Source organism: Aeromonas sp. FDAARGOS 1403 (genome assembly GCF_019047325.1).
In the GTDB taxonomy this organism is placed as follows: domain Bacteria; phylum Pseudomonadota; class Gammaproteobacteria; order Enterobacterales; family Aeromonadaceae; genus Aeromonas; species Aeromonas dhakensis.
This window is the reverse complement of the sequence record NZ_CP077249.1, coordinates 2,426,144-2,443,792: the sequence shown is the minus strand read 5'-3', so window position 1 is coordinate 2,443,792 and position 17,649 is coordinate 2,426,144. Positions and strand designations below refer to the sequence as shown.

Annotated in this window: 25 protein-coding genes and 1 pseudogene; 20 read left to right on the top strand and 6 right to left on the bottom strand. The window is 53.3% G+C overall.

Features of this window, described 5'->3' with window-relative positions; all coding sequences use genetic code 11:
* Positions 1-19 precede the first annotated feature (19 nt).
* The 3 genes from I6L33_RS11580 to I6L33_RS11570 form a co-directional block, all read right to left on the bottom strand.
* The gene (locus I6L33_RS11580) at positions 20-1,081 is read right to left on the bottom strand and encodes an inovirus-type Gp2 protein (RefSeq protein WP_216972530.1); all 1,062 of its coding nucleotides are present in this window, start codon (positions 1,079-1,081) and stop codon (positions 20-22) included.
* A 514-nt stretch (positions 1,082-1,595) separates the two neighbouring features.
* The gene (locus I6L33_RS11575; RefSeq protein ID WP_024941028.1) at positions 1,596-3,056 is read right to left on the bottom strand and encodes a YfjI family protein; all 1,461 of its coding nucleotides are present in this window, start codon (positions 3,054-3,056) and stop codon (positions 1,596-1,598) included.
* A gap of 32 nt (positions 3,057-3,088) precedes the next feature.
* Positions 3,089-3,322 carry an AlpA family transcriptional regulator gene (locus I6L33_RS11570; RefSeq protein ID WP_080689276.1) on the bottom strand — a complete coding sequence of 78 codons (234 nt, stop codon included), beginning with the start codon at positions 3,320-3,322 and terminating at the stop codon, positions 3,089-3,091.
* Positions 3,323-3,573: 251 nt separating this feature from the next.
* Here I6L33_RS11570 and I6L33_RS11565 point away from each other — a divergent pair, with 251 nt between their 5' ends.
* The 5 genes from I6L33_RS11565 to I6L33_RS11545 all read left to right on the top strand — a co-directional run bounded on the left by I6L33_RS11565 (position 3,574) and on the right by I6L33_RS11545 (position 8,640).
* The gene (locus I6L33_RS11565) at positions 3,574-4,173 is read left to right on the top strand and encodes a hypothetical protein (protein ID WP_216972529.1); all 600 of its coding nucleotides are present in this window, start codon (positions 3,574-3,576) and stop codon (positions 4,171-4,173) included.
* Positions 4,174-4,253: 80 nt separating this feature from the next.
* Complete coding sequence (locus tag I6L33_RS11560) at positions 4,254-5,435, top strand: hypothetical protein (protein ID WP_216972528.1); 1,182 nt, start codon at positions 4,254-4,256, stop codon at positions 5,433-5,435.
* Between the two features lie 190 nt (positions 5,436-5,625).
* Positions 5,626-6,579: a DUF932 domain-containing protein gene (locus I6L33_RS11555; protein ID WP_216972527.1), complete on the top strand. Its 954-nt coding sequence runs from the start codon at positions 5,626-5,628 to the stop codon at positions 6,577-6,579.
* Positions 6,580-6,673: 94 nt separating this feature from the next.
* A complete protein-coding gene (locus I6L33_RS11550; protein WP_216972526.1) occupies positions 6,674-7,663 on the top strand; it encodes a YqaJ viral recombinase family protein in 990 nt (329 codons plus the stop codon).
* 77 nt (positions 7,664-7,740) lie between these two features.
* Positions 7,741-8,640 (top strand): hypothetical protein, encoded by a 900-nt coding sequence (locus I6L33_RS11545; protein WP_254204919.1) that lies wholly within the window; start codon positions 7,741-7,743, stop codon positions 8,638-8,640.
* An 11-nt stretch (positions 8,641-8,651) separates the two neighbouring features.
* Here the strand turns inward: I6L33_RS11545 and I6L33_RS11540 are convergent, their stop codons facing one another.
* Positions 8,652-9,002, bottom strand: a complete 351-nt coding sequence (locus I6L33_RS11540; RefSeq protein WP_215805209.1) for a helix-turn-helix domain-containing protein — start codon at positions 9,000-9,002, stop codon at positions 8,652-8,654.
* 302 nt (positions 9,003-9,304) lie between these two features.
* Here I6L33_RS11540 and I6L33_RS11535 point away from each other — a divergent pair, with 302 nt between their 5' ends.
* The 10 genes and pseudogenes from I6L33_RS11535 to I6L33_RS11490 all read left to right on the top strand — a co-directional run bounded on the left by I6L33_RS11535 (position 9,305) and on the right by I6L33_RS11490 (position 14,858).
* The gene (locus I6L33_RS11535; protein ID WP_254204918.1) at positions 9,305-9,544 is read left to right on the top strand and encodes a hypothetical protein; all 240 of its coding nucleotides are present in this window, start codon (positions 9,305-9,307) and stop codon (positions 9,542-9,544) included.
* Positions 9,545-9,592: 48 nt separating this feature from the next.
* Positions 9,593-10,042 (top strand): hypothetical protein, encoded by a 450-nt coding sequence (locus I6L33_RS11530; RefSeq protein WP_216972525.1) that lies wholly within the window; start codon positions 9,593-9,595, stop codon positions 10,040-10,042.
* 83 nt (positions 10,043-10,125) lie between these two features.
* Positions 10,126-10,473 carry a YkvA family protein gene (locus I6L33_RS11525; RefSeq protein ID WP_216972524.1) on the top strand — a complete coding sequence of 116 codons (348 nt, stop codon included), beginning with the start codon at positions 10,126-10,128 and terminating at the stop codon, positions 10,471-10,473.
* Positions 10,474-10,492: 19 nt separating this feature from the next.
* Positions 10,493-10,918, top strand: a complete 426-nt coding sequence (locus I6L33_RS11520) for a DUF2787 domain-containing protein (RefSeq protein ID WP_216972523.1) — start codon at positions 10,493-10,495, stop codon at positions 10,916-10,918.
* A 9-nt stretch (positions 10,919-10,927) separates the two neighbouring features.
* On the top strand, positions 10,928-11,338 hold the full coding sequence (locus I6L33_RS11515) for a hypothetical protein (RefSeq protein WP_216972522.1): 411 nt from the start codon (positions 10,928-10,930) through the stop codon (positions 11,336-11,338).
* A complete protein-coding gene (locus tag I6L33_RS11510; RefSeq protein WP_216972521.1) occupies positions 11,331-11,588 on the top strand; it encodes a hypothetical protein in 258 nt (85 codons plus the stop codon). Before I6L33_RS11515 ends, I6L33_RS11510 begins: the two co-directional genes overlap by 8 nt.
* Positions 11,589-11,699: 111 nt before the next feature.
* Entirely contained in the window at positions 11,700-12,200 is a 501-nt protein-coding gene (radC, locus tag I6L33_RS11505) for a DNA repair protein RadC (protein WP_216972520.1), read from the top strand.
* 95 nt (positions 12,201-12,295) lie between these two features.
* Positions 12,296-12,634 (top strand): hypothetical protein, encoded by a 339-nt coding sequence (locus I6L33_RS11500; protein WP_254204917.1) that lies wholly within the window; start codon positions 12,296-12,298, stop codon positions 12,632-12,634.
* Between the two features lie 250 nt (positions 12,635-12,884).
* Positions 12,885-13,640 carry an amidoligase family protein gene (locus I6L33_RS11495; protein WP_216972519.1) on the top strand — a complete coding sequence of 252 codons (756 nt, stop codon included), beginning with the start codon at positions 12,885-12,887 and terminating at the stop codon, positions 13,638-13,640.
* Between the two features lie 55 nt (positions 13,641-13,695).
* A pseudogene (locus I6L33_RS11490) lies at positions 13,696-14,858 on the top strand (IS3 family transposase).
* 3 nt (positions 14,859-14,861) lie between these two features.
* Here the strand turns inward: I6L33_RS11490 and I6L33_RS11485 are convergent.
* On the bottom strand, positions 14,862-15,098 hold the full coding sequence (locus I6L33_RS11485) for a hypothetical protein (protein WP_216972518.1): 237 nt from the start codon (positions 15,096-15,098) through the stop codon (positions 14,862-14,864).
* Between I6L33_RS11485 and I6L33_RS11480 the strand changes: the two genes are divergently transcribed.
* The 4 genes from I6L33_RS11480 to I6L33_RS11465 are packed head-to-tail and all read left to right on the top strand — an operon-like array spanning position 15,098 to position 16,915.
* Positions 15,098-15,352 carry a hypothetical protein gene (locus I6L33_RS11480; RefSeq protein WP_216972517.1) on the top strand — a complete coding sequence of 85 codons (255 nt, stop codon included), beginning with the start codon at positions 15,098-15,100 and terminating at the stop codon, positions 15,350-15,352. The two genes, I6L33_RS11485 and I6L33_RS11480, sit on opposite strands and share 1 nt — an antisense overlap.
* On the top strand, positions 15,289-15,618 hold the full coding sequence (locus I6L33_RS11475) for a DUF5049 domain-containing protein (RefSeq protein WP_216972516.1): 330 nt from the start codon (positions 15,289-15,291) through the stop codon (positions 15,616-15,618). Before I6L33_RS11480 ends, I6L33_RS11475 begins: the two co-directional genes overlap by 64 nt.
* On the top strand, positions 15,603-16,400 hold the full coding sequence (locus tag I6L33_RS11470) for a hypothetical protein (protein WP_216972515.1): 798 nt from the start codon (positions 15,603-15,605) through the stop codon (positions 16,398-16,400). The genes I6L33_RS11475 and I6L33_RS11470 overlap by 16 nt, the downstream gene beginning before the upstream one ends.
* On the top strand, positions 16,397-16,915 hold the full coding sequence (locus I6L33_RS11465; protein WP_216972514.1) for a gamma-glutamylcyclotransferase: 519 nt from the start codon (positions 16,397-16,399) through the stop codon (positions 16,913-16,915). The genes I6L33_RS11470 and I6L33_RS11465 overlap by 4 nt, the downstream gene beginning before the upstream one ends.
* Here I6L33_RS11465 and I6L33_RS11460 read toward each other — a convergent pair.
* Complete coding sequence (locus I6L33_RS11460) at positions 16,912-17,262, bottom strand: helix-turn-helix domain-containing protein (RefSeq protein ID WP_216972513.1); 351 nt, start codon at positions 17,260-17,262, stop codon at positions 16,912-16,914. The two genes, I6L33_RS11465 and I6L33_RS11460, sit on opposite strands and share 4 nt — an antisense overlap.
* 164 nt (positions 17,263-17,426) lie before the next feature.
* On the opposite strand from I6L33_RS11460, the gene I6L33_RS11455 reads away from it, so the two are divergent.
* On the top strand, positions 17,427-17,633 hold the full coding sequence (locus I6L33_RS11455; protein ID WP_216972512.1) for a helix-turn-helix domain-containing protein: 207 nt from the start codon (positions 17,427-17,429) through the stop codon (positions 17,631-17,633).
* Positions 17,634-17,649: the final 16 nt, after the last annotated feature.

The following is a 17,649-nucleotide window of genomic DNA, read 5'->3' as shown; positions in this document are numbered from 1 at the left end:
AAGGCCGGTGTCAGGTAATCTAATTCAGTGCCGCCTTCACACGCGGTCTGCCTCGTGCAGTGTCGTGCTTGGGCAAGTTGCCTTTGAAAAAGGTACGGTGCTTTTTGAGTTTCAGCCTAGCGGCTGACTCTGATTTGGTCAGATAAGCAAGCGCTTTTTGTAAATAGCACCGTTTCGTCTTGTCGGCATGCCCCACCATGCCAATCCCGCACTCCCGGTATTCAGCCTTTTTCTGATTGCAATTATGCCCTCTGCCTCGATTGCCCGTGATACGCAACCATTCCTTAATGATGGCATCTGCATAGTAAACATCACGCTGGACATGAGCACCGTTCATAAAAACTGCCAGGTGAAAATGAAAGCCTGTTAGAGGTGCAAATTCCAAACGACAAGCATACCCCACCCAATTGGCAGCTAATGCCCCCTTACGACGGGTTTTAAACAGCGCTTTTTTGTGCTTGATGATCTCCTCAATAGAAAGCGCGTCCAAGAACTCCGTTTTGTAGTACAAATCGACCCGTAGCACGAGGAGACGAGCATAGCGCCCAAACAGCCGATTCACGTAGCGATGCAGTGATGCTGTATTCTTCTGCGCTCCCTTCATGAAGGTATGGCACTTCCCCTGCATAGCTTCAGACTTCAATTCCGATATCAGCTGTTGATACCTGAATTTCAGATTGACCTGCGCATCTTGGCTGGTGCCACCGTCCATGATCATCTCATGAAGTTGATGCTTGACGACGAAATTGCACAAGCAAGCCAACTTGGGATGCAAATTAAAAAATTCCTGATGCTTGTATACCTGCATAGCAAGCGTGACTATATCTGATAGTTCTCTCCCCTCCTTAGTTAGAGGGTAAATCCACCCCAGAATTTCAGCTGAAAATAGAGCAGGGTGGGCATCCATCTGTTCCAGTTTGTCGATGAATTTGAATAGCGCCTGATAATGAATAGATTGAACAAGCATTTCACGCAACGCTCTTGTTATTGGAATTGCATTATTCATACGCAATGCGTTGCTTGGTTCTTTCTGTATAGGGATAGCATCAATGTCGATACTATTATGAACATACTTAGACATACCTTCCCTTTCATTTAATCCTTGGTGTTAGTAGCGTGTAAGGACATGTGGTCATGTCCTACTCGTACATCTGGTTACAGGCTTCATCTTGTTGATTACGCCTGTACTCTGATCCATCATTGTCGACTGTGAGTCTGAATGATTGGATAACCAGTTAGGTGGTTATTTATTATTCTGTTAAATACTGAGTTAGACGAACTATAAATAACATTAAAAACCAATATTAATGACTCGATGGCACGAAATATTTTTGAGGAAAAGGTTCGAACACATCTTAGTTTAACCAGTGCAAATGCTCTGTAAGAGTTATTTTTTATTTGTATAGTTAGTGTCTATTACCCCCCTTCTCTGCACTCACGCTATCATCTAACCAAGAGTGGGTTTTGTGAGTCACTGTTAGCTATGTAGACGCTTAACATTATCTCCGTTGGCTATAAATATGCTTATTGCTATATAAGCGCCTTTATAGCTACACATGAAATGTGTCAGATGCTACGTATTAAAGCACCTGCAGTTACACAAGTGCCCGTCTTTGCCCTGGCAGGTAATAGTTGACATAACTCGTGCCATTAAATTGGTGCTGGGTCACTGCCATGCGATTAACAAGTGCATTCAGTGCTCGCTCCAATTTTACTTTATTCCGGATGCAATTCGGACCAAATTTGCGGATATCATTCTTCTTGAATGCACCATTCTGGCTGCGATGCAGATTGATTTCCAGCCAACGTTCTAGTTCATTCGCCTCGCGAATATCGTTCGGAACTGTACGTTCTTTAAATTGTTGGATGAAATGCTGGAAGTACCAGTTAACAATAACTATTGCTGCATGCATGCTCACGTCAGAGATGACTGGACTACGTTTAGTAAAGCAGTGCAAGACTGCGGCAATTCTTGAAGCATGCTCCATGAATTTAGAAGCAAAGTCCCGGTACTCACGCCATTCTCCGAAGGGACCAATGTTGTTCTCAACGTAATTTGATGCTTCGAACCAGCGCGCACGGGCTTCTGGCGACAGTGTTAAGCACATTCTGGGCTTACCCAATTCACGGCGCATCTGAGATGCCTTAAGCAGTTTTTCTACCGTGTGGTAGAAGTCGTTCAAAGAGGTGGCATTGACATCTCCTGGCGACAACTCATCACAGAAAAATCGTGATCCCTGGGTTGAGTGGGGCTCAGACAACAAACAGCGAGCGAAAAACCCAGACTCGCGAGCCTGCTCGCCTTGACGATCAAGAAACCGTTCAAAGAGCGGCCCCTGAACCATCAGGGAAAGGCTAAATCGGTAATCACCGATCGTTGTCGCTCCCTGAGTCGATACTCGCATAGCCGAAATTGGTTTTGCCCCCCACAAAGAGTTCAGTACAGAGGTCTCGCGCATGAAATCACTGGCAAAAAGATGTGCGGACTCATCCGAGAAGACACCAATGGTGTGACCATAGGCGCTAATGGCATGTTTGATGGCTGCACTCGTCACATCATTCAGAAGCCACTTCTTATTCGATGGAACTGGAGGCTTGGCGGCCTCTACCATTCGTAATGCCTGTTTTTCAGACGAGGCATCTCCTTTCGCCAGAATGGCTTTATGCAACGCCTTCTTACATGCCTTTTGCTCTTCTTCCCAGACACTGAGCTCGATGGTGTATTGTTCATACGCATCACGATATTGCTGTTCTGCTAATAGTTCCAGTTTACGAAAAGGCTTCATCACCAGCTCGTCAACCGCTGTTTTTCGTTCGCCCGAGTCAGCCTTGGTAATAATAAACAGGGAGACTGGGTGAATAAGGTCTGCTTTAGGACTGACATCCACCAGATCTTGGCAAGCCAGTCCCATCGCACTGAGTACGGATGAGGCAATCAAACCAAGGGGCGCTTGAGTCTGCTGTTGGATCTGACGCATGACGTCTTGCAGCTGTTCATCGAGTACATGAACAGGAAATTCTCCAATCAGATTGAGCTTGATGGGGGTTGCGTACATTTTAAGATCTCCTTCGTTAATACAGGGGGAAACTACTGGATGCGTGAGGTAAGCCACTGATGTACTGATGACAGCAACCACCCCACTGAACTACTTCCCAAGCGCAACGGCTTGGGAAAGTCGGGGTCATAGGACTTGGATTTGGGGTTAAGTTTGTTGTAGATGGTCGAACGTGAAAGCCCCAGGATGCGAGCTAGCTCCTTGATGCGCACAACTCGATGTAACGTCTCACGGTCCCAGTAGTGACCATCTTCTTGCAAGTTCATGATTCATCTCCGCTTTGGTTTGGACTGAGGGCAGACTAACTCCTCCTGAAAAATGAAAACGCCGAAAATGTGCAGAGATATGGCTAAAAGCTGGAGAGCCTTTCAAACTCCTCGACAAGAAATTCTGTATAGGAACAGGCCATGGTATGGTTGACCCGTAGCGCGGCTTGCTTTTCTCTTTGCAGACTGGACGAAAGTAAAGAAGCGGAAAAAAATTACAAACACAGTACATATGCAGAGGTTTAAACAAGGTGTCACAACCAACAACCGATAAGCTAAGACCAAATGGCCATAGCCTCGATGAGTTCGTTACATTTATGTATGACGCTTTTGGATTGAGGGATGGTCGCCAACATCAGCTTCAAGAATTAAAGAGTATTGATGCCCTTTTAGATATGGTCAAAAAAATGACCATGGGCCTTGCTAAACATCTTGTGAGCAATAATGAAAAAAGCACCAATGTGCTCATGCTGTCAGATCAGCTCATGGTCATGTTTGACTTCATGAACCAGATGTTACTGCATTTCAATAGAACTGAAATATTTTCTGATTTATCAAGATCTCAACTGTATGTACTTTTTCTACGTGATGTGCAATTGCCTTTCATGAGACAAGCAATTGCACTTATCACCAATCAAGACGAACCTATTTTCCACTCACCATTGGATAGAAATGAGTTTCGTGCAGATAACTTGATGACTCACCTGTTGTACATGCTGACTCCTGAATATCTGCAACACGCAGAAGTAAACGTTAATGCATGGATGTGTAGACAAAAAAATTTCTCAGCCATGGTGTTGGAACAACTTTTAAAAAGGCTCTTCGGGGGTATAAAGGAAAAACATCTATAATCAGTCTGCACACTATCGACAAGCTCTGTCAGGAATTACATGAGGATAACGTCTCTGTTTCCTCTAAGGAATTTCCCTCAATGAATGAGCTGAAATCATTTTGGTATGGGGCTAGAATTGCAATATTTTTCTCTAGACATATTGATTTTTCAATTAGTCCTATGTATGCACTTGAAGAGCTGAAGGACAACTGTCTATCTTTATTCACAGACTTATTAAAATCTGACTCTCCATACCTGCACTCAGATACACTGATGGCATTTTTTGACAAAGTCAGTACGAAAATAGCTAAATCCTCGCTAACAAGTGACGAACTTAACGTGATATTTAATACCATATCAGATAGTTCAAAATATAATATCCTCCCACCACGAGGAAAAATAATAAAGCCTATTATCCAATTCTGTTACGACTTCAATGCTGTAATCTCGTTTATTGCCAATGGTGAGCTAATAAATTCTCACGAGCGTTCGCTATCAATTCTAAATAGCGAAAATAACTTTTCAGCCGGGCGACTCCACAGTATTTTAATCCGTTTAATGTTAGCATTAAAGATAAAGCTGTATGTTTCCAGTATAAAACACCGCGAATATGAGAATATTGCGAAAGTAGCATTTTTACTTGGAGGTACAGGCTTTTCGTTAGAGAAAAGCCCTCAAGATCCATTTAAAGAAGTCAATGAAAGTGTGTTTTCTACACCATCAATCCTTTATGCATTCTCTTCCATTCAAACCTATGCAGATGTTTTGGAGTGTATTGAGACACTTTCAATGGAAGAAAAAACAGCAATGATGATCCCATTTCCAAATAAGCTAGAAAGGGCTCTGAATACACTTTATAGCTCATATCCTGACTTGCATGCTGCGCCATTAGATAAAGTCAGAGTATTATTGACGCCATTCATGAAAAGTAATTGCATTCCCTACATACCAAAATCTACACTTTACAACTGTCTATGCGAGATAAATTCACTCATTGATTTTTGGCCATCTTGGATAATGGAACAATCCGTTAATGTTCAACGATTCAGTCGCGAATCTATTTACTTAAAAGGAAAAATTCTTCATTCAATTGATCCTTATCGATACAAAATAGATTTTCATAAAAATCATGATGTGCTCAATTATGCCGAGTTAACTTTAAAGAGTGATGGCCAGCGTGTTTTACAAGAGTATGTTCCTTTTCCTCTTGAAGAGGAACTGTATAACCATTATGCATTTGAAATATTTTCCAACGAAATAAAAAAACGATTAAAAAAATAACAATCAGTTCCAACAATACACCTCCAGCGAAGTGCGCTTCTGCTACTCCCGCTACAATAGCAAAAAAAAGCACCCCAAATAGGCCCCCTTCGAAACCCCTTCTTGTTTTTTGATTTTAACAAAAAGAAACTCAAAATAATTTCAAACCTATATTCCCATCTTGAATTAACCAATGAATGGGATTTTACACATGGCACATCTGATCGACACCATAGCCTACACCGGCCAAACCCCCTGGCATGGCCTTGGCAATATATTGCCGCCACGGCAATCTTTGGATATCTGGCTACAGGCTGCCGGGATGGATTGGACTATCGAGCAGAGTGACGTAATGTTTAACGTCGCCTCCGATGCACTCCATATTCGCCCTTATTCAGACAGCAAAGTTTTGTACCGCTCTGATAATCTGGAGCCTCTATCCGTCGTCTCTCGCCGATATAATGTGGTACAGCCTCATGAGGTACTGCATTTTTATCAAGATCTAGTAGAAGTGGGCGGCTTTGAGTTGGAAACTGCAGGTTCGCTCAAGGGCGGTCGCAAATTATGGGCGCTGGCAAAAACGGGGCAAGATATGAAATTGAAAGGGGGAGACAGGGTGAAATTCTACCTACTGCTCGCCACCGGTTGTGATGGTACGTTGTGCACCACAGCACAATTTACCTCGCTACGAGTCGTCTGTAATAACACATTGCGAATAGCACTACGGGATAATACTGGTGCGATCAAGGTTCCCCACTCCACTCAATTTAATGCTGCTGCCGTCAAAGAGGCATTGGGCCTTGGTATGGCAAATTGGGATCGTTTCCAACAAGAGATGACATCGTTGAGCAATCGTCCGGTATCACCCGTGGAAGCCCTTAATTTCTTCGGTGAACTACTCAATGATCCGGCTGGCGATGATGAGAATATTATTCTCAGCCGTCCCGCCCAAAAACTGCACGAGCTGTATATGGGCGCAGGCATGGGCTCAGAGCTTGCCAGCTCCCGCAATACCGCTTGGGGGTTGGTCAATGCGGTAACGGAATACGTGGATCACCACCGCCGTGCCCGCAGCCAAGATCACCGGCTCGATTCCGCCTGGTTTGGTCAGGGTGCCCAACTCAAATCCCAGGCTCTGAATCAGGCAATCACTCTGCTGCAGTAATCCCGCTTCCCCATTTAAACCGCATAACGAACTCACCCGGACTGGCGCATGCCAATCCGGGCGTTGCCATTTATGCCGTCAAAAAGGAGTCTTCATGAAATCAAAAGCCAAATACGGCCAAGCCCTGCGGCTGGCCTCCACTACCCAATTAACCCGCGAGCAGTGGCTCGCAATACGCAAACTCGGCATTGGTTCCTCCGATGCCGCCGTGGCAGTGGGGCTTTCCCCTTACAAGTGCCCACTCAGCCTGTGGCTGGAGAAGACCAGCCGCAAGGAGCCGGAAGATATTTCCCACAAGGAAGCGGTGCTGTGGGGCATCGAGCTCGAACCTGTGCTGGCACAGGTCTATGCCAAACGCACCGGCTATAAGGTGCGCCGGGTCAATGCGGTGCTGCAACACCCCGAGCAACCCTTCATGCTAGCCAACCTCGACCGAGAGGTGGTCGGCCATCCCGATGGGCCGGGCATTCTGGAGATCAAGACCGCCAGCTATCACAGCGCCCCCCAGTGGGAGGAAGGGGTGCCGGTGGCTTACCAGTGTCAGGTACTGCATCAATTGGCAGTTACCGGCCATGCCTGGGCTGAGGTGGCAGTGCTGATCGGCGGCCAGGATTTTCGGATTTACCGCATCGAGCGCGATGAGGAGAAGATCCAGGATCTCACCGAGCGGGAAGAGCAGTTCTGGCAAATGGTGCAACAAGACCTGCAGCCCGAGCCTGACGGCTCCAGTGATGCTGCCAATGCTCTGAGCTGGCTGTTTCCGCGTGACGATGGCCAGACGGTGGCTCTCTCCGATTCCCCCGAGTTCAACCGGCTGTTTGGCGAACTGCTGCGCTTGCGTCAGCAAAAGGAAGCCGTCGAGCTGCAGGAGTCGCAGCTCAAGCAGCGGTTGCAAGCCACTTTGGGTGAAGCGACAGCCGGGTTGTTTGCCGATGGCAAGATCACCTGGAAGCGCAGTAAAGACCGGCTGGCGCCGGATCTCGATAAGCTCGGTCAGGATCATCCCGACTTGCTCACCCGTTATGTCAAACCGGTGCCCGGCGTGCGCCGTTTTACCATTCAACCCTTGAGGCAAACACCATGATCAAAGGACTGGCGATCACCCCGCCCGTGATCGGGCGGATCTGCATCGGCAAGCTGGTGCAAAAACAGGATAAGTGAGTGCCGGAGAAGGACGACAGCTTCACCCTCACCACCCAGATACAACAAAAAGGGGGATGGTTGCTCCATCCCCTGCATCAACACTACTCATCGCAAAAAAGTGGCCAAGGGCAAGAGCAAACCAAGATCCGCGCCATTCCAGTGAGGGTGCTGTTCAACGATAGCGACTTGAATCTGCGGGCGGAATACAGCGCCTTTGACCGGCAAACCGGCAGGCCGCTGTGTGTCGGGAATGGGGAGGTGGCAAGACGCGTGGGGGCGCAAGGCATGGAGGAAGTCAGCTGCCCAGGACCAGAGCGTTGCGCCTTTGCAGGGCAACAGGGCTGCAAGCTGTACGGACGACTGAACCTGTTTGTGGAGGGGCAAGGGGATGAGCTGGGTAGCTTTATCTTCCGCACCACCGGCTACAACTCGGTACGCACCCTGGCGGCGCGACTGAAGTACCTGGAGGCAGTGAGCGGGGGTCATACCCGCTATCTGCCGCTCACCCTGCGGTTGCGGGCCAAGAGCACTACCCAGTCCTACCGCACACCGGTCTACTACGTAGATTTGACCTTGCGGGAAGAGACCAACCTGACTGAAGCGGTCACGCTGGCACAGGAGGCGGCCCAGCGTGACCAGAAGGCGGGGCTCGCCATCGACCGGATGGAGCAAGCCGCTCGTGAGTTGCTGCGTAACGGCCAGTTTGAGGATATCGATGAAGAGGTGTCGATGTTGCTGGAGGAGTTCTATCCCGAAGCCAACAGCGGCGAGACGGCGAATGGTAACGCTGGTGTGGAGGCGACTACCTCGTATGCCGCACCGCAGAGCCAAGCAACCAGAACACCACAGAAACAGCAACCAAGAAGGAGCCCGCTCACCAATAAATTGGGGAAAGGGAACCCGCCCCCTCCCCAGTGAATGGTGGATGCTCAGCGGGGACGCGCCAACCGCTCCACCAATCGTTCTACCGTTTCCAGCAACAGGGTCCGGTCAGCAGCATCAAGCCGGGCCAGTTGCTGGCTCAGCACAATGCCCTGCTCGGTGGGCCGGTTACTGGTCTCACGCAGAAAATCCGCCAGCTCACAACCAAACAGTTGAGCGAGCTCCGCCAGCCGCACCACAGTTGGCACCACGATCCCCCGCTCCATTCGTGAGACGGCTTCCATCCCGATACTGAGGTGTTCCGCCACCAGCTCTTGCGTGAATCCGGCTTGGGTGCGCTTGTGGCTAATCGCCTTGCCGACGCTCTTGGCTAACAGCTCAAGGTTGATATCTGTCATGGGTCCTCCAGTCAACGCTATGGTTGACCATGGCCCCATTGACGATAAGGACTCAAAAGATAAACTAACGATTCAATGAGTCCACTCAACAGCAATTTTGCAGATTTGACAGAGATGTGAGGCCCTCGGCCAATAAACCATCGTGACCAACTCGCAACAGGTGGGCTCCATAAGACGCTTTCACTACACAACCAAGGAAACAAAACATGGAAAGACTGACTTATTAAGACCTAGATACTGACAAGCTGGCCTCACTGATCCGTGCACGAAAATCTTTCGAAGTCGTGGGGCTGTCGGGGCGAATGAGCGCCGCTGTCACAAAACTTGAAAACACCATCGAACCTGCCGGGTTGAAATGTCGGGTCTATACCAAGGGCCGGATCGCCGCTGCAGGAGCCAGCATCTTTGGCGGTATTACCGGTCTGGCCGGGATCGCATCAGCCGTCACCATCGCGGTACATAATCTCGCCACTTATAATCCAGACTATGAAATCGTCAAGCACTTGGTGGATAACTCCCTCAGCGTGCTTTACCAAAAATAACCATTTTAATGGCTCATCTAAATCCTTGAGCCTTCAGGAGTCACAGGGATGAACAAACTCTTCATTACCTCAACAGCACTGCTGCTGTGCGGCAACGCCCTAGCCTATGGCGAGGCTGGACGCTGGAGCAGTGGCTGGGGTCAGGGCACCAGCGAATACACGGCGGTGGTCAACGAACAGAACCATCTCTATATCGCCTGTAATGACACCCGCAAAGTCAGCATGACGGCCACCGTGCAGGGCAAGGAGTATGGCTCTTATGCTGGGCAGGCTTTCTCCATCATCGTCGATGGCAGCCAATACGATGCGCCCTATGAGACCGAGTCCCGTGTCGGTGAGAACAATTTCTTCGACATGTGGGGCAAGCTGCGCAAGGCCAAGTCGATCAGCATTTTAACGGCTGACGGCAAGCAACTCGCACTGCCAACCAAAGAGGTCGCATCTGTACTACCCGCCACTAATACCCCTGAGTTTGACTGCTTGATGTGGGACGAATAGCTCACATCCATTCCCATCCAAGAGGAGGCATTTGCCTCCTCTTTTTATTTCTGCAATTCACCCACCCGTGAAGGAGACGCACTATGCCACCCTGCATTCCCCCTGAATGCGAGCCGTTCGATCACCAAGGCTTTTGGCAAAAACTCTGGGCCTTCGCCAAACGTGCCGGTCGGCCCTTTATCGAGACCTGCCTGTTGCTCTACTACACCAGCCAGAAAGATGACCTGCCGCTGTGGGCCAAGCTGCTGATCTACAGTGCGCTGGCCTACTTTATCTCCCCCATCGATGCAATCCCGGATGTACTGCCGATGGGGCTCACCGATGACATCGCGGTACTCAGTGCAGCACTCGCCAGCATTGCCGCCTTTATTGATGAACAGATCCGTGCCCGTGCAGCCAGAAAAATGCGCGAGCTGTTCGGCCAAGATTAAACCCCACAAGGAGTACACCATGACCATTCCCTTTTTCCGGGACGGCTTTGCCCTGCCCGTTGCCCAAGCTTTGCTGGTTCTGCTCAACCAGGAAGTCGCTAAAACCGAGCTCAATCTTGAGTACTTAACCCAACTGACCTTCAACTTTCGTAACCCCGGCTACAACGCCGAGCAAGGCGGCGTACACCCAGTCGAGATCCGCCTGATCCGTGGACTCGATGGCTGGCTATTCGATTACGTCACCGACTTCAGTTATCAAGGGCTGGGGCAGGATGCCGAGCTCTGCAAAGAGCTCGATTTCAACTTCCTCGATGGGGAACACACCATGTTGGGCTGGGGACCGTTGCGACTGGCCGAAGCACGAGAGTTATTCGACATCTGGCAGAGCAACTTTATTGCCTACTGCCGGTTGGAATGCTTCAGCGTCACGGTCGCAGGAGATTAGGAGGACATGATGAGCCAAGAATTAGCGCTCTCCCACTACTCACGTCAATGGCTGGGACAAGTCGCCGCCAACGCCAAGCTAACCCCCACCTGGAGTGGTCAGCGCTGGTTGCTACATCTGACCCCAGGAAGTCAACAAGCCAGCACCGTCACCTTGCAAGTGCGCTGGTCTGGTGTGCAGTGGCAACTGCTCTCCCTGACCAATGCCGATGACTGGCGCACCATGAGCCAAACGGTGGATGAGATCTGCATTGACCCCAAACGTCGCTGTTTCTGGCGCAGTCAAGCAGGCCCCGTGCCACTCACCGAGCAACCTCGCGTGCTGGCAAGCTTTCTGGCTGACCTGCAGCGCATCTGCATCCATCGCGGCTATACCGTGGAAAGTGACCCCATCCCTGACAAGGAGAGCGAAGATGATTAACGCCGTGATCGCCATCGAGCTAGAGGCTTACCTTGAGCACAACAGTCAGATTGAAGTGCTGCATGACCAAGGCCAGCCGGTGGACGGTTATGCCCTCTACCTGCGCTATGAAAACGAACGAGGCGACGCACTGGCGCAATGGCTGTGCGATCATCCGGATCACCGCTGGCTAACCCAGTTAGGCACCATGCTCGCCACCAGTTACCACATTCCGCTACACGACTACACCCCGCACACCTTGGCGGCCTGAACACCGCCAGCCAATCCTGTTGTTACATCCCATTTAGTAACCTATTAACCAAACACCTCGCCTACCCTGCCGCGTTCAACGCGGTGGGGCGATGGCGTATGGAGCCTAATCATGTTGCATCACAAACTGATCGCCGGGGAGCAACCGGGAACTTACCGAGTGACCGACCTTGTCACCGACGACGACCTGCTCACCATCGCCCAAGCTGTTGCCCGTCAGAAACTGGCCAAGGGAGAAGCTATTACCGATAAACACGTGGCCCATCAGGCCCTGCAAGGGCTGCTGCAAACATGGGATCGCGAAGTGTTTGCGGCACTGTTCCTCGATAACCAACACCGGATCCTGGCCTACGAGGAGCTGTTCCTTGGCACACTGTCCGCTGCGACCGTCTACCCCCGCGATGTCGTCAAGCGGGCACTGCACCACAATGCTGCCGCCCTGATGCTGGTGCATAACCACCCGTCGGGGTATCCGGAGCCCAGCCGGGCAGATATCGAGATCACCCAGCGATTGCAAAGCGCCTTGGCACTGGTCGATATCCGCACCCTGGATCATCTGGTTGTGGGCGGCGAAGGCATCGTGTCGCTAGCAGAGAGAGGAGTACTTGCCTAACGAATAAGGGCTCAGCCAAGCTATCCTTCGGCCTTGCTGAGCCCTTTTCTTTTTATTTTTCAGGTGAGGCGCACCAATGAGCCTAGATTGGCCCCTTGAATATCCAGATCCTATCTAACCACATCACCGCCTCACATCCAGTATTAATCCACGCGCCCGCGGGGGGCGCGACCTGGCGCGATGTCAGCGGCTTAGCCACACCGACCAAATTAATCCCCACGCCGCAGGAGAAGCGCGACGGCCTGATCCGCGACCACGCCCTGGGCCTGCTGGAGAATCTGCACCAGCGCCTGGCGCGGTTGGAACGGGCATCAAAGCTCCCGGCCGACGAAGCGGAGGCCTTCACGGCGCTGCTGGCCCGGATGCGGGCCGACGAGTCGCGTAACCTCGAACTGCACGCCAGCCTGATCACCTCTGATACCGCCTCCGGCTGATCCGGCTCATTGCCACCGCCAACCCAGAAATCCCGGATACGGCCAGCCCGTTCCGGGGTTTCTGCAGCCTGTGCGCCGCCCAATCAGGCCAAGTTCACAAGTCATTGAAAATAAACGTGTTAAATGTCGGCATCGGCTGTTCTTCTACTTGATTTGTGTCCGGAAAGAAGCATTCATTCATGGTGTACGCGGAGGCTGAAAAACCTTGCCAGACAACGACTTAGAAGCGCCACAAACGACGGCGGCACGCATGAACCTGAAAGAGATCCACTACGGGATCGAGATCGAGACCGTAAAACGCCCCCGGGAGCAGATCGCCTGGGCCATCCACTCGGTGGTGGGCGGCACAGTCCGCCATGTCGGCATACCCAGCAGCTATGACCCCTGGGAGGTCGAGGACCTGCGCGGCCGTGTCTGGAAGGTGGTGGGGGACGCCTCCCTGACCAGCGTCCCGGCCCATCTGCGGGCCGAGGTGGTCAGCCCGGTGCTCGGCTACGACGACATCCCGCAACTGCAGGAGGTAGTTCGGGCCATCCGCCGCGCCGGTGGCAAGATCAACAGTCAGTGCGGCATCCACATCCATATCGACGCCGCGCCCTTCGACGGCAGGCGCCTGGGTAACCTGGCCAAGATCATCTACAAGCAGGAGCCGTTGATCCTCCACGCCCTCGGCATCAGCCGCGACCGGCTCAACCGCTACACCCGGCCGGTCAGCCACGAGCTGATCCAACGTATCGAACAGCATCGCCCCCGCACCAAGGACCAGCTCAACCGCATCTGGTACGGCTACCACAACCGCCAGCCTCAGCACTACGACAACAGCCGCTACCACGGGGTCAACCTGCACAACGTCTGGTACCGGGGCACGGTGGAGTTCCGCTGGTTCGAGGCGACCCTCCACGCGGGGCGGATCAAGGCCTACCTGCAATTCTGCCTCGCCGTCGCCGCCAAGGCGCTCAACGGCCGGGCAGCCTCCAGCCGTAAGCGGGACTTTGTAGTGGTCTAATCATCCCGGACACCGTTTTAGGTGGTACAGTCGCCACCATTATTTGAGGTGTTCAATGACAAGATTACGTCGCTCATTTACTGCCGAGTTCAAGCTGGAAGCCGCATCCCTGGTGCTCGACCAAGGCTATTCAGTCCCCGAAGCCAGCCGTTCACTGGATGTCGGCGAAACCGTGCTGCGTCGATGGGTTCAGCAACTTCAATCAGAACGAAGTGGTGCTACACCTGCTAACCGGGCGCTGACCCCTGAGCAGCAAAAAATTCAGGAGTTGGAAGCCCGCATCAACCGGCTTGAACGCGAAAAGGCCATTCTAAAAAAGGCTACTGCTCTCTTGATGGCGGACGAACTCGAACGTACGCGCTGATAGACCGATTAAGGGAGCAAGCCCCCACCACCCTGGTCTGTTGCGCTTTCGGTATACCAACCGCCTGTTTTTACGACTATCTGGCTCGCAGGCGCACAATTAACCGTGAACGGGTGCAGCAGAGAAGTGAGTTACGGTGTTTGTTCAAAGAGAGTAGAGGCTCAGCTGGCAGCCGGGCCTTGATGTCAATGATGCGGGCACTGGGGCATCAGATTGGTCGGTTCAAGGTGCGTCGCCTGATGAAGGAGGCCGGGCTGGTCTCCAAACAACCGGGAGCTCATCGTTATCAGGTCGCGCGGTCTGAACGACCGGATATTCCCAATCTTCTGGCGCGTGAATTTGATGTCCAGCAACCCAATCAGGTGTGGTGCGGTGACATCACTTACGTATGGGCAGGTGGCCGCTGGCATTAGCTGGCCGCGGTGCTCGACTTCCACACCCGACGGGTCGTGGGCTGGGCGATGTCCGGCAGGCCTGATGCTGAGTTGGCCGTGAAAGCGCTCGACATGGCGTATCAGCAACGGGGCTGCCCGTCTGGCGTGCTGTTTCACTCCGACCAGGGCAGCCAATACGGCAGCCGGGTATTTCGGCAACGGCTGTGGCGCTATCGCATGACCCAGAGCATGAGTCGGCGTGGCAACTGCTGGGATAACGCGCCGATGGAGCGGCTGTTCAGGAGCCTCAAGACGGAATGGCTTCCGACCACGGGGTACATGAGCCTGCGGGAAGCCAAGCGGGATATCAGCTACTACCTGATGGATTACTACAACTGGCGGCGCCCGCATCAACACAATGATGGGATACCGCCAGCAGAGGCCGAAAATCGGCTTAACTGTGTGTCCGGATTTAGTTGACCACTACACTTCGATCCCCAGAGCGCCAAGTATGACTTCCGCGTCTTTCTGCTCCATCTCGGCCTGATCGGCGACGAGTTCAAGACCGCCCGCAAGCATCTGATGGCCAACATGCCCGGCGATGCCGCTTTCAAGAACGGACGACCCAAACCGGAGGACGTCCTTCAGGGCGAAAAAACCACCACTCTCACCAACGAGGCCGGGCAAGTTCCCGGCCTCACTGTTTAAGGAGGTGCCCAATGAAGATCCTGATCCGCTCCACCACGTTGGACGGCGAACCGATCCCCGGCAGTGGGGAAACCCTGCAGGCCGCCGACTGCCTCGAAGTTGTCGAGCTGATGCGCGGCCAGACGCCGTTTACCGCCAGCCGAGCGCCCCGGGACTACATGACCGAGGTGCTCTCCGGCATCGAAGGCGGCCGCCCCAGCCGTTGCCGGAGGAAGCCGTCGCAGCGGCCGCCGAGTTTCTCACCCGTCTGGCCCGGCACGGCCTGATCGAGTTTCTGCCCGACGACAAGGCCAGTGATCCCTGGCCGGAACGATTCCTCGAAGCCCTGGAGACGGTGCGACTTTCCGGGCGCACCAACATGCTCGACCACCCGGAGGTGACCCGGCTGACCGCCGAGATGGGCTACCCGGAGGTGGCCGAGTGGCTGGCGGACCACCGGCGGGAATACGCGGCCTTCGTTCTCGAGGGGAGGAGACCGCTCGGCAAGAACTTCGGCGGCAAGGAGGAAACGGCTCCATGTGCGGACAAGTAGGCATCATCTTCGGTCGCAAGCGCAGACGGCCGGACGAGCAGGATTACCTGCGCGAGGTCTTCATCCGCATGCTGCTGCACAGCGAGGAACGCGGCCCACACGCCTCCGGTCTGGCCTGGCTCAAGACCGACGGCAGCCACCGCATCTTCAAGCGGCCGATGCGAGCGCACGAGCTGGTCTACGAGAAGCCGTTCCAGGAGCTGCTCGGGCAGGTCGGCAACGAGACCACCATTCTCATGGGACATACCCGCTGGCGCACCCGGGGCAACAAGTTCAACAACCACAACAACCATCCCATCCGGGCCGGGATCGTCATCGGCACCCACAACGGCACCATCTACAACGCCGATTATCTGTTCCGCCGTCTCGGGCTGCCGCGCTACGCCGAGGTGGACAGCGAGCTGATCTTCCGTCTGGCCGACCGTTTCGCGCCCGAAGGCCCCATCGACCAGGAGGGCCTGAAAAAGGCGCTTGCCCTCTGTCGCGGCCAGATGAGCGCCGTGCTGGCATCAAAGCTCGATCCCGGCACCATCACCGTACTCAAGGGCAACAAGCCGCTCTGCCTGCGCATCCACAGCCAGCACCGGGTGGTGCTTTACGCCTCGGAGGCCGCCTTCATCGACTTTGCCGTGGACAACGAGAAGGGCTGGCGCGACCTGGAGGTACCGCCCATGACCATGCTCGCCATCCGCCACGAGGATGTGCGGGCCATCGAAAACAGCGAATTCCGCTTCATACCCCAGGATCGCAAAGGGACACTGCCCGAAGGAGTGAATGCATGAACATTGGAGACACCGCGAAGCTGAACACAAACCCGGAAGACAGTCCCGAGACAATCCTTCGGCTCTTCGTCTACGGCACCCTGAAACGGGGCTACTGGAACCATCAACGCTTCTGCGCCCAGGCCCGCAGCATCGAACCGGCCGTGGTCTGGGGCAGGCTCTACCATCTCAACGCCGGGTTCCCGGCGATGGAAGTGCCGGAAGGGCTGATCCTGGCCCGGGGCACCGCCGATCCGCTGGCCGACGCCCGCAGACAACAGGAGATCGGCACGCCACGCTTCGGCCGCCCGACCGGCGACTGGGATCTGATCCATGGGGAACTGGTGACCTTCACCGATCCTCAGCGCGATCTACCGCCCATCGACCGGCTGGAAGGCTTTCGGCCCGGTGGGCACAGCATGTACCAGCGGGTGATGGTGGCCGCTGGATGCCGGAACGCGTCAATTGCAGTGTGGATTTACAGGATGGCTCGGGTTACAAATGGGGAGCGAATTGACCGGGAGTGGCGGGGCTAATTGGTGTTGGCCTTGATGCTTTCGGCTGCCTGGATCAGGCTCTTGACCTCATCTTCGGTAAAGCTGGCTTCCTTGATGCAGCGAAGCAAATTCATGACCTCGGGTTGGTCATGAAGGTAGTCGACAACATCCGGGTCCGTGGACGAGGACAAACGGAACAGCACGTCGGGATCGGCGGCCAGAACCTTGGCCAGCTCCTTGATTACCTCTGGCCTTGGCGGACGCTCCTTGCCACGCTCTATGCGGCTCAGGTAGGCGGGGGATATGCCAACCTTGGTCGCTGTCTCGCGCAGTCCGAGGTCTTGGGCGACTCGAAGGTCGCGAATGGTTTCACCAAAGTTTTTCATAGGGTCTAATATACCTCACTGTTTAGTGTTTTGCAACACAAAATCCATCTGGCATTCTTTGGCTTAATTTGGTATATTATGGTTGATTTTTACTCAGAGGCAGGTAACTTACCCCTGTTCTGGCACTGTGCCTTGACGGCCAATAGCCCTGCAGGAGAGGCGACATGAGCAATGAAGAGGTTCTGAAACTAAAGGATGTCGCCGCCCTACTTAAGGTCGGCGACAAGACGGTCTATTCCATGGCCCAGACCGGGGAACTGCCTGCTTTCAAGGTCCGAGGCCAGTGGCGGTTCTCCCGAAAGGACATCGACGCATGGATAGAGCAACAGAAACACACAACCCAGGCTTTCGGCGAGGGCGACCAGAAATGACACCAGCCTCGGTGAA

Coding starts and splice junctions, on each gene's coding strand:
- I6L33_RS11540 (WP_215805209.1), bottom strand. CDS start 9,002: ATGACAGATATCAACCTTGAGCTGTTAGCCAAGAGCGTCGGCAAGGCG.
- I6L33_RS11480 (WP_216972517.1), top strand. CDS start 15,098: ATGAAGATCCTGATCCGCTCCACCACGTTGGACGGCGAACCGATCCCC.
- I6L33_RS11535 (WP_254204918.1), top strand. CDS start 9,305: ATGAGCGCCGCTGTCACAAAACTTGAAAACACCATCGAACCTGCCGGG.
- I6L33_RS11560 (WP_216972528.1), top strand. CDS start 4,254: ATGAATGAGCTGAAATCATTTTGGTATGGGGCTAGAATTGCAATATTT.
- I6L33_RS11470 (WP_216972515.1), top strand. CDS start 15,603: ATGTGCGGACAAGTAGGCATCATCTTCGGTCGCAAGCGCAGACGGCCG.
- I6L33_RS11465 (WP_216972514.1), top strand. CDS start 16,397: ATGAACATTGGAGACACCGCGAAGCTGAACACAAACCCGGAAGACAGT.
- I6L33_RS11580 (WP_216972530.1), bottom strand. CDS start 1,081: ATGTCTAAGTATGTTCATAATAGTATCGACATTGATGCTATCCCTATA.
- I6L33_RS11510 (WP_216972521.1), top strand. CDS start 11,331: ATGATTAACGCCGTGATCGCCATCGAGCTAGAGGCTTACCTTGAGCAC.
- I6L33_RS11515 (WP_216972522.1), top strand. CDS start 10,928: ATGAGCCAAGAATTAGCGCTCTCCCACTACTCACGTCAATGGCTGGGA.
- radC (WP_216972520.1), top strand. CDS start 11,700: ATGTTGCATCACAAACTGATCGCCGGGGAGCAACCGGGAACTTACCGA.
- I6L33_RS11575 (WP_024941028.1), bottom strand. CDS start 3,056: ATGTACGCAACCCCCATCAAGCTCAATCTGATTGGAGAATTTCCTGTT.
- I6L33_RS11570 (WP_080689276.1), bottom strand. CDS start 3,322: ATGAACTTGCAAGAAGATGGTCACTACTGGGACCGTGAGACGTTACAT.
- I6L33_RS11460 (WP_216972513.1), bottom strand. CDS start 17,262: ATGAAAAACTTTGGTGAAACCATTCGCGACCTTCGAGTCGCCCAAGAC.
- I6L33_RS11455 (WP_216972512.1), top strand. CDS start 17,427: ATGAGCAATGAAGAGGTTCTGAAACTAAAGGATGTCGCCGCCCTACTT.
- I6L33_RS11525 (WP_216972524.1), top strand. CDS start 10,126: ATGCCACCCTGCATTCCCCCTGAATGCGAGCCGTTCGATCACCAAGGC.
- I6L33_RS11495 (WP_216972519.1), top strand. CDS start 12,885: ATGAACCTGAAAGAGATCCACTACGGGATCGAGATCGAGACCGTAAAA.
- I6L33_RS11550 (WP_216972526.1), top strand. CDS start 6,674: ATGAAATCAAAAGCCAAATACGGCCAAGCCCTGCGGCTGGCCTCCACT.
- I6L33_RS11530 (WP_216972525.1), top strand. CDS start 9,593: ATGAACAAACTCTTCATTACCTCAACAGCACTGCTGCTGTGCGGCAAC.
- I6L33_RS11520 (WP_216972523.1), top strand. CDS start 10,493: ATGACCATTCCCTTTTTCCGGGACGGCTTTGCCCTGCCCGTTGCCCAA.
- I6L33_RS11555 (WP_216972527.1), top strand. CDS start 5,626: ATGGCACATCTGATCGACACCATAGCCTACACCGGCCAAACCCCCTGG.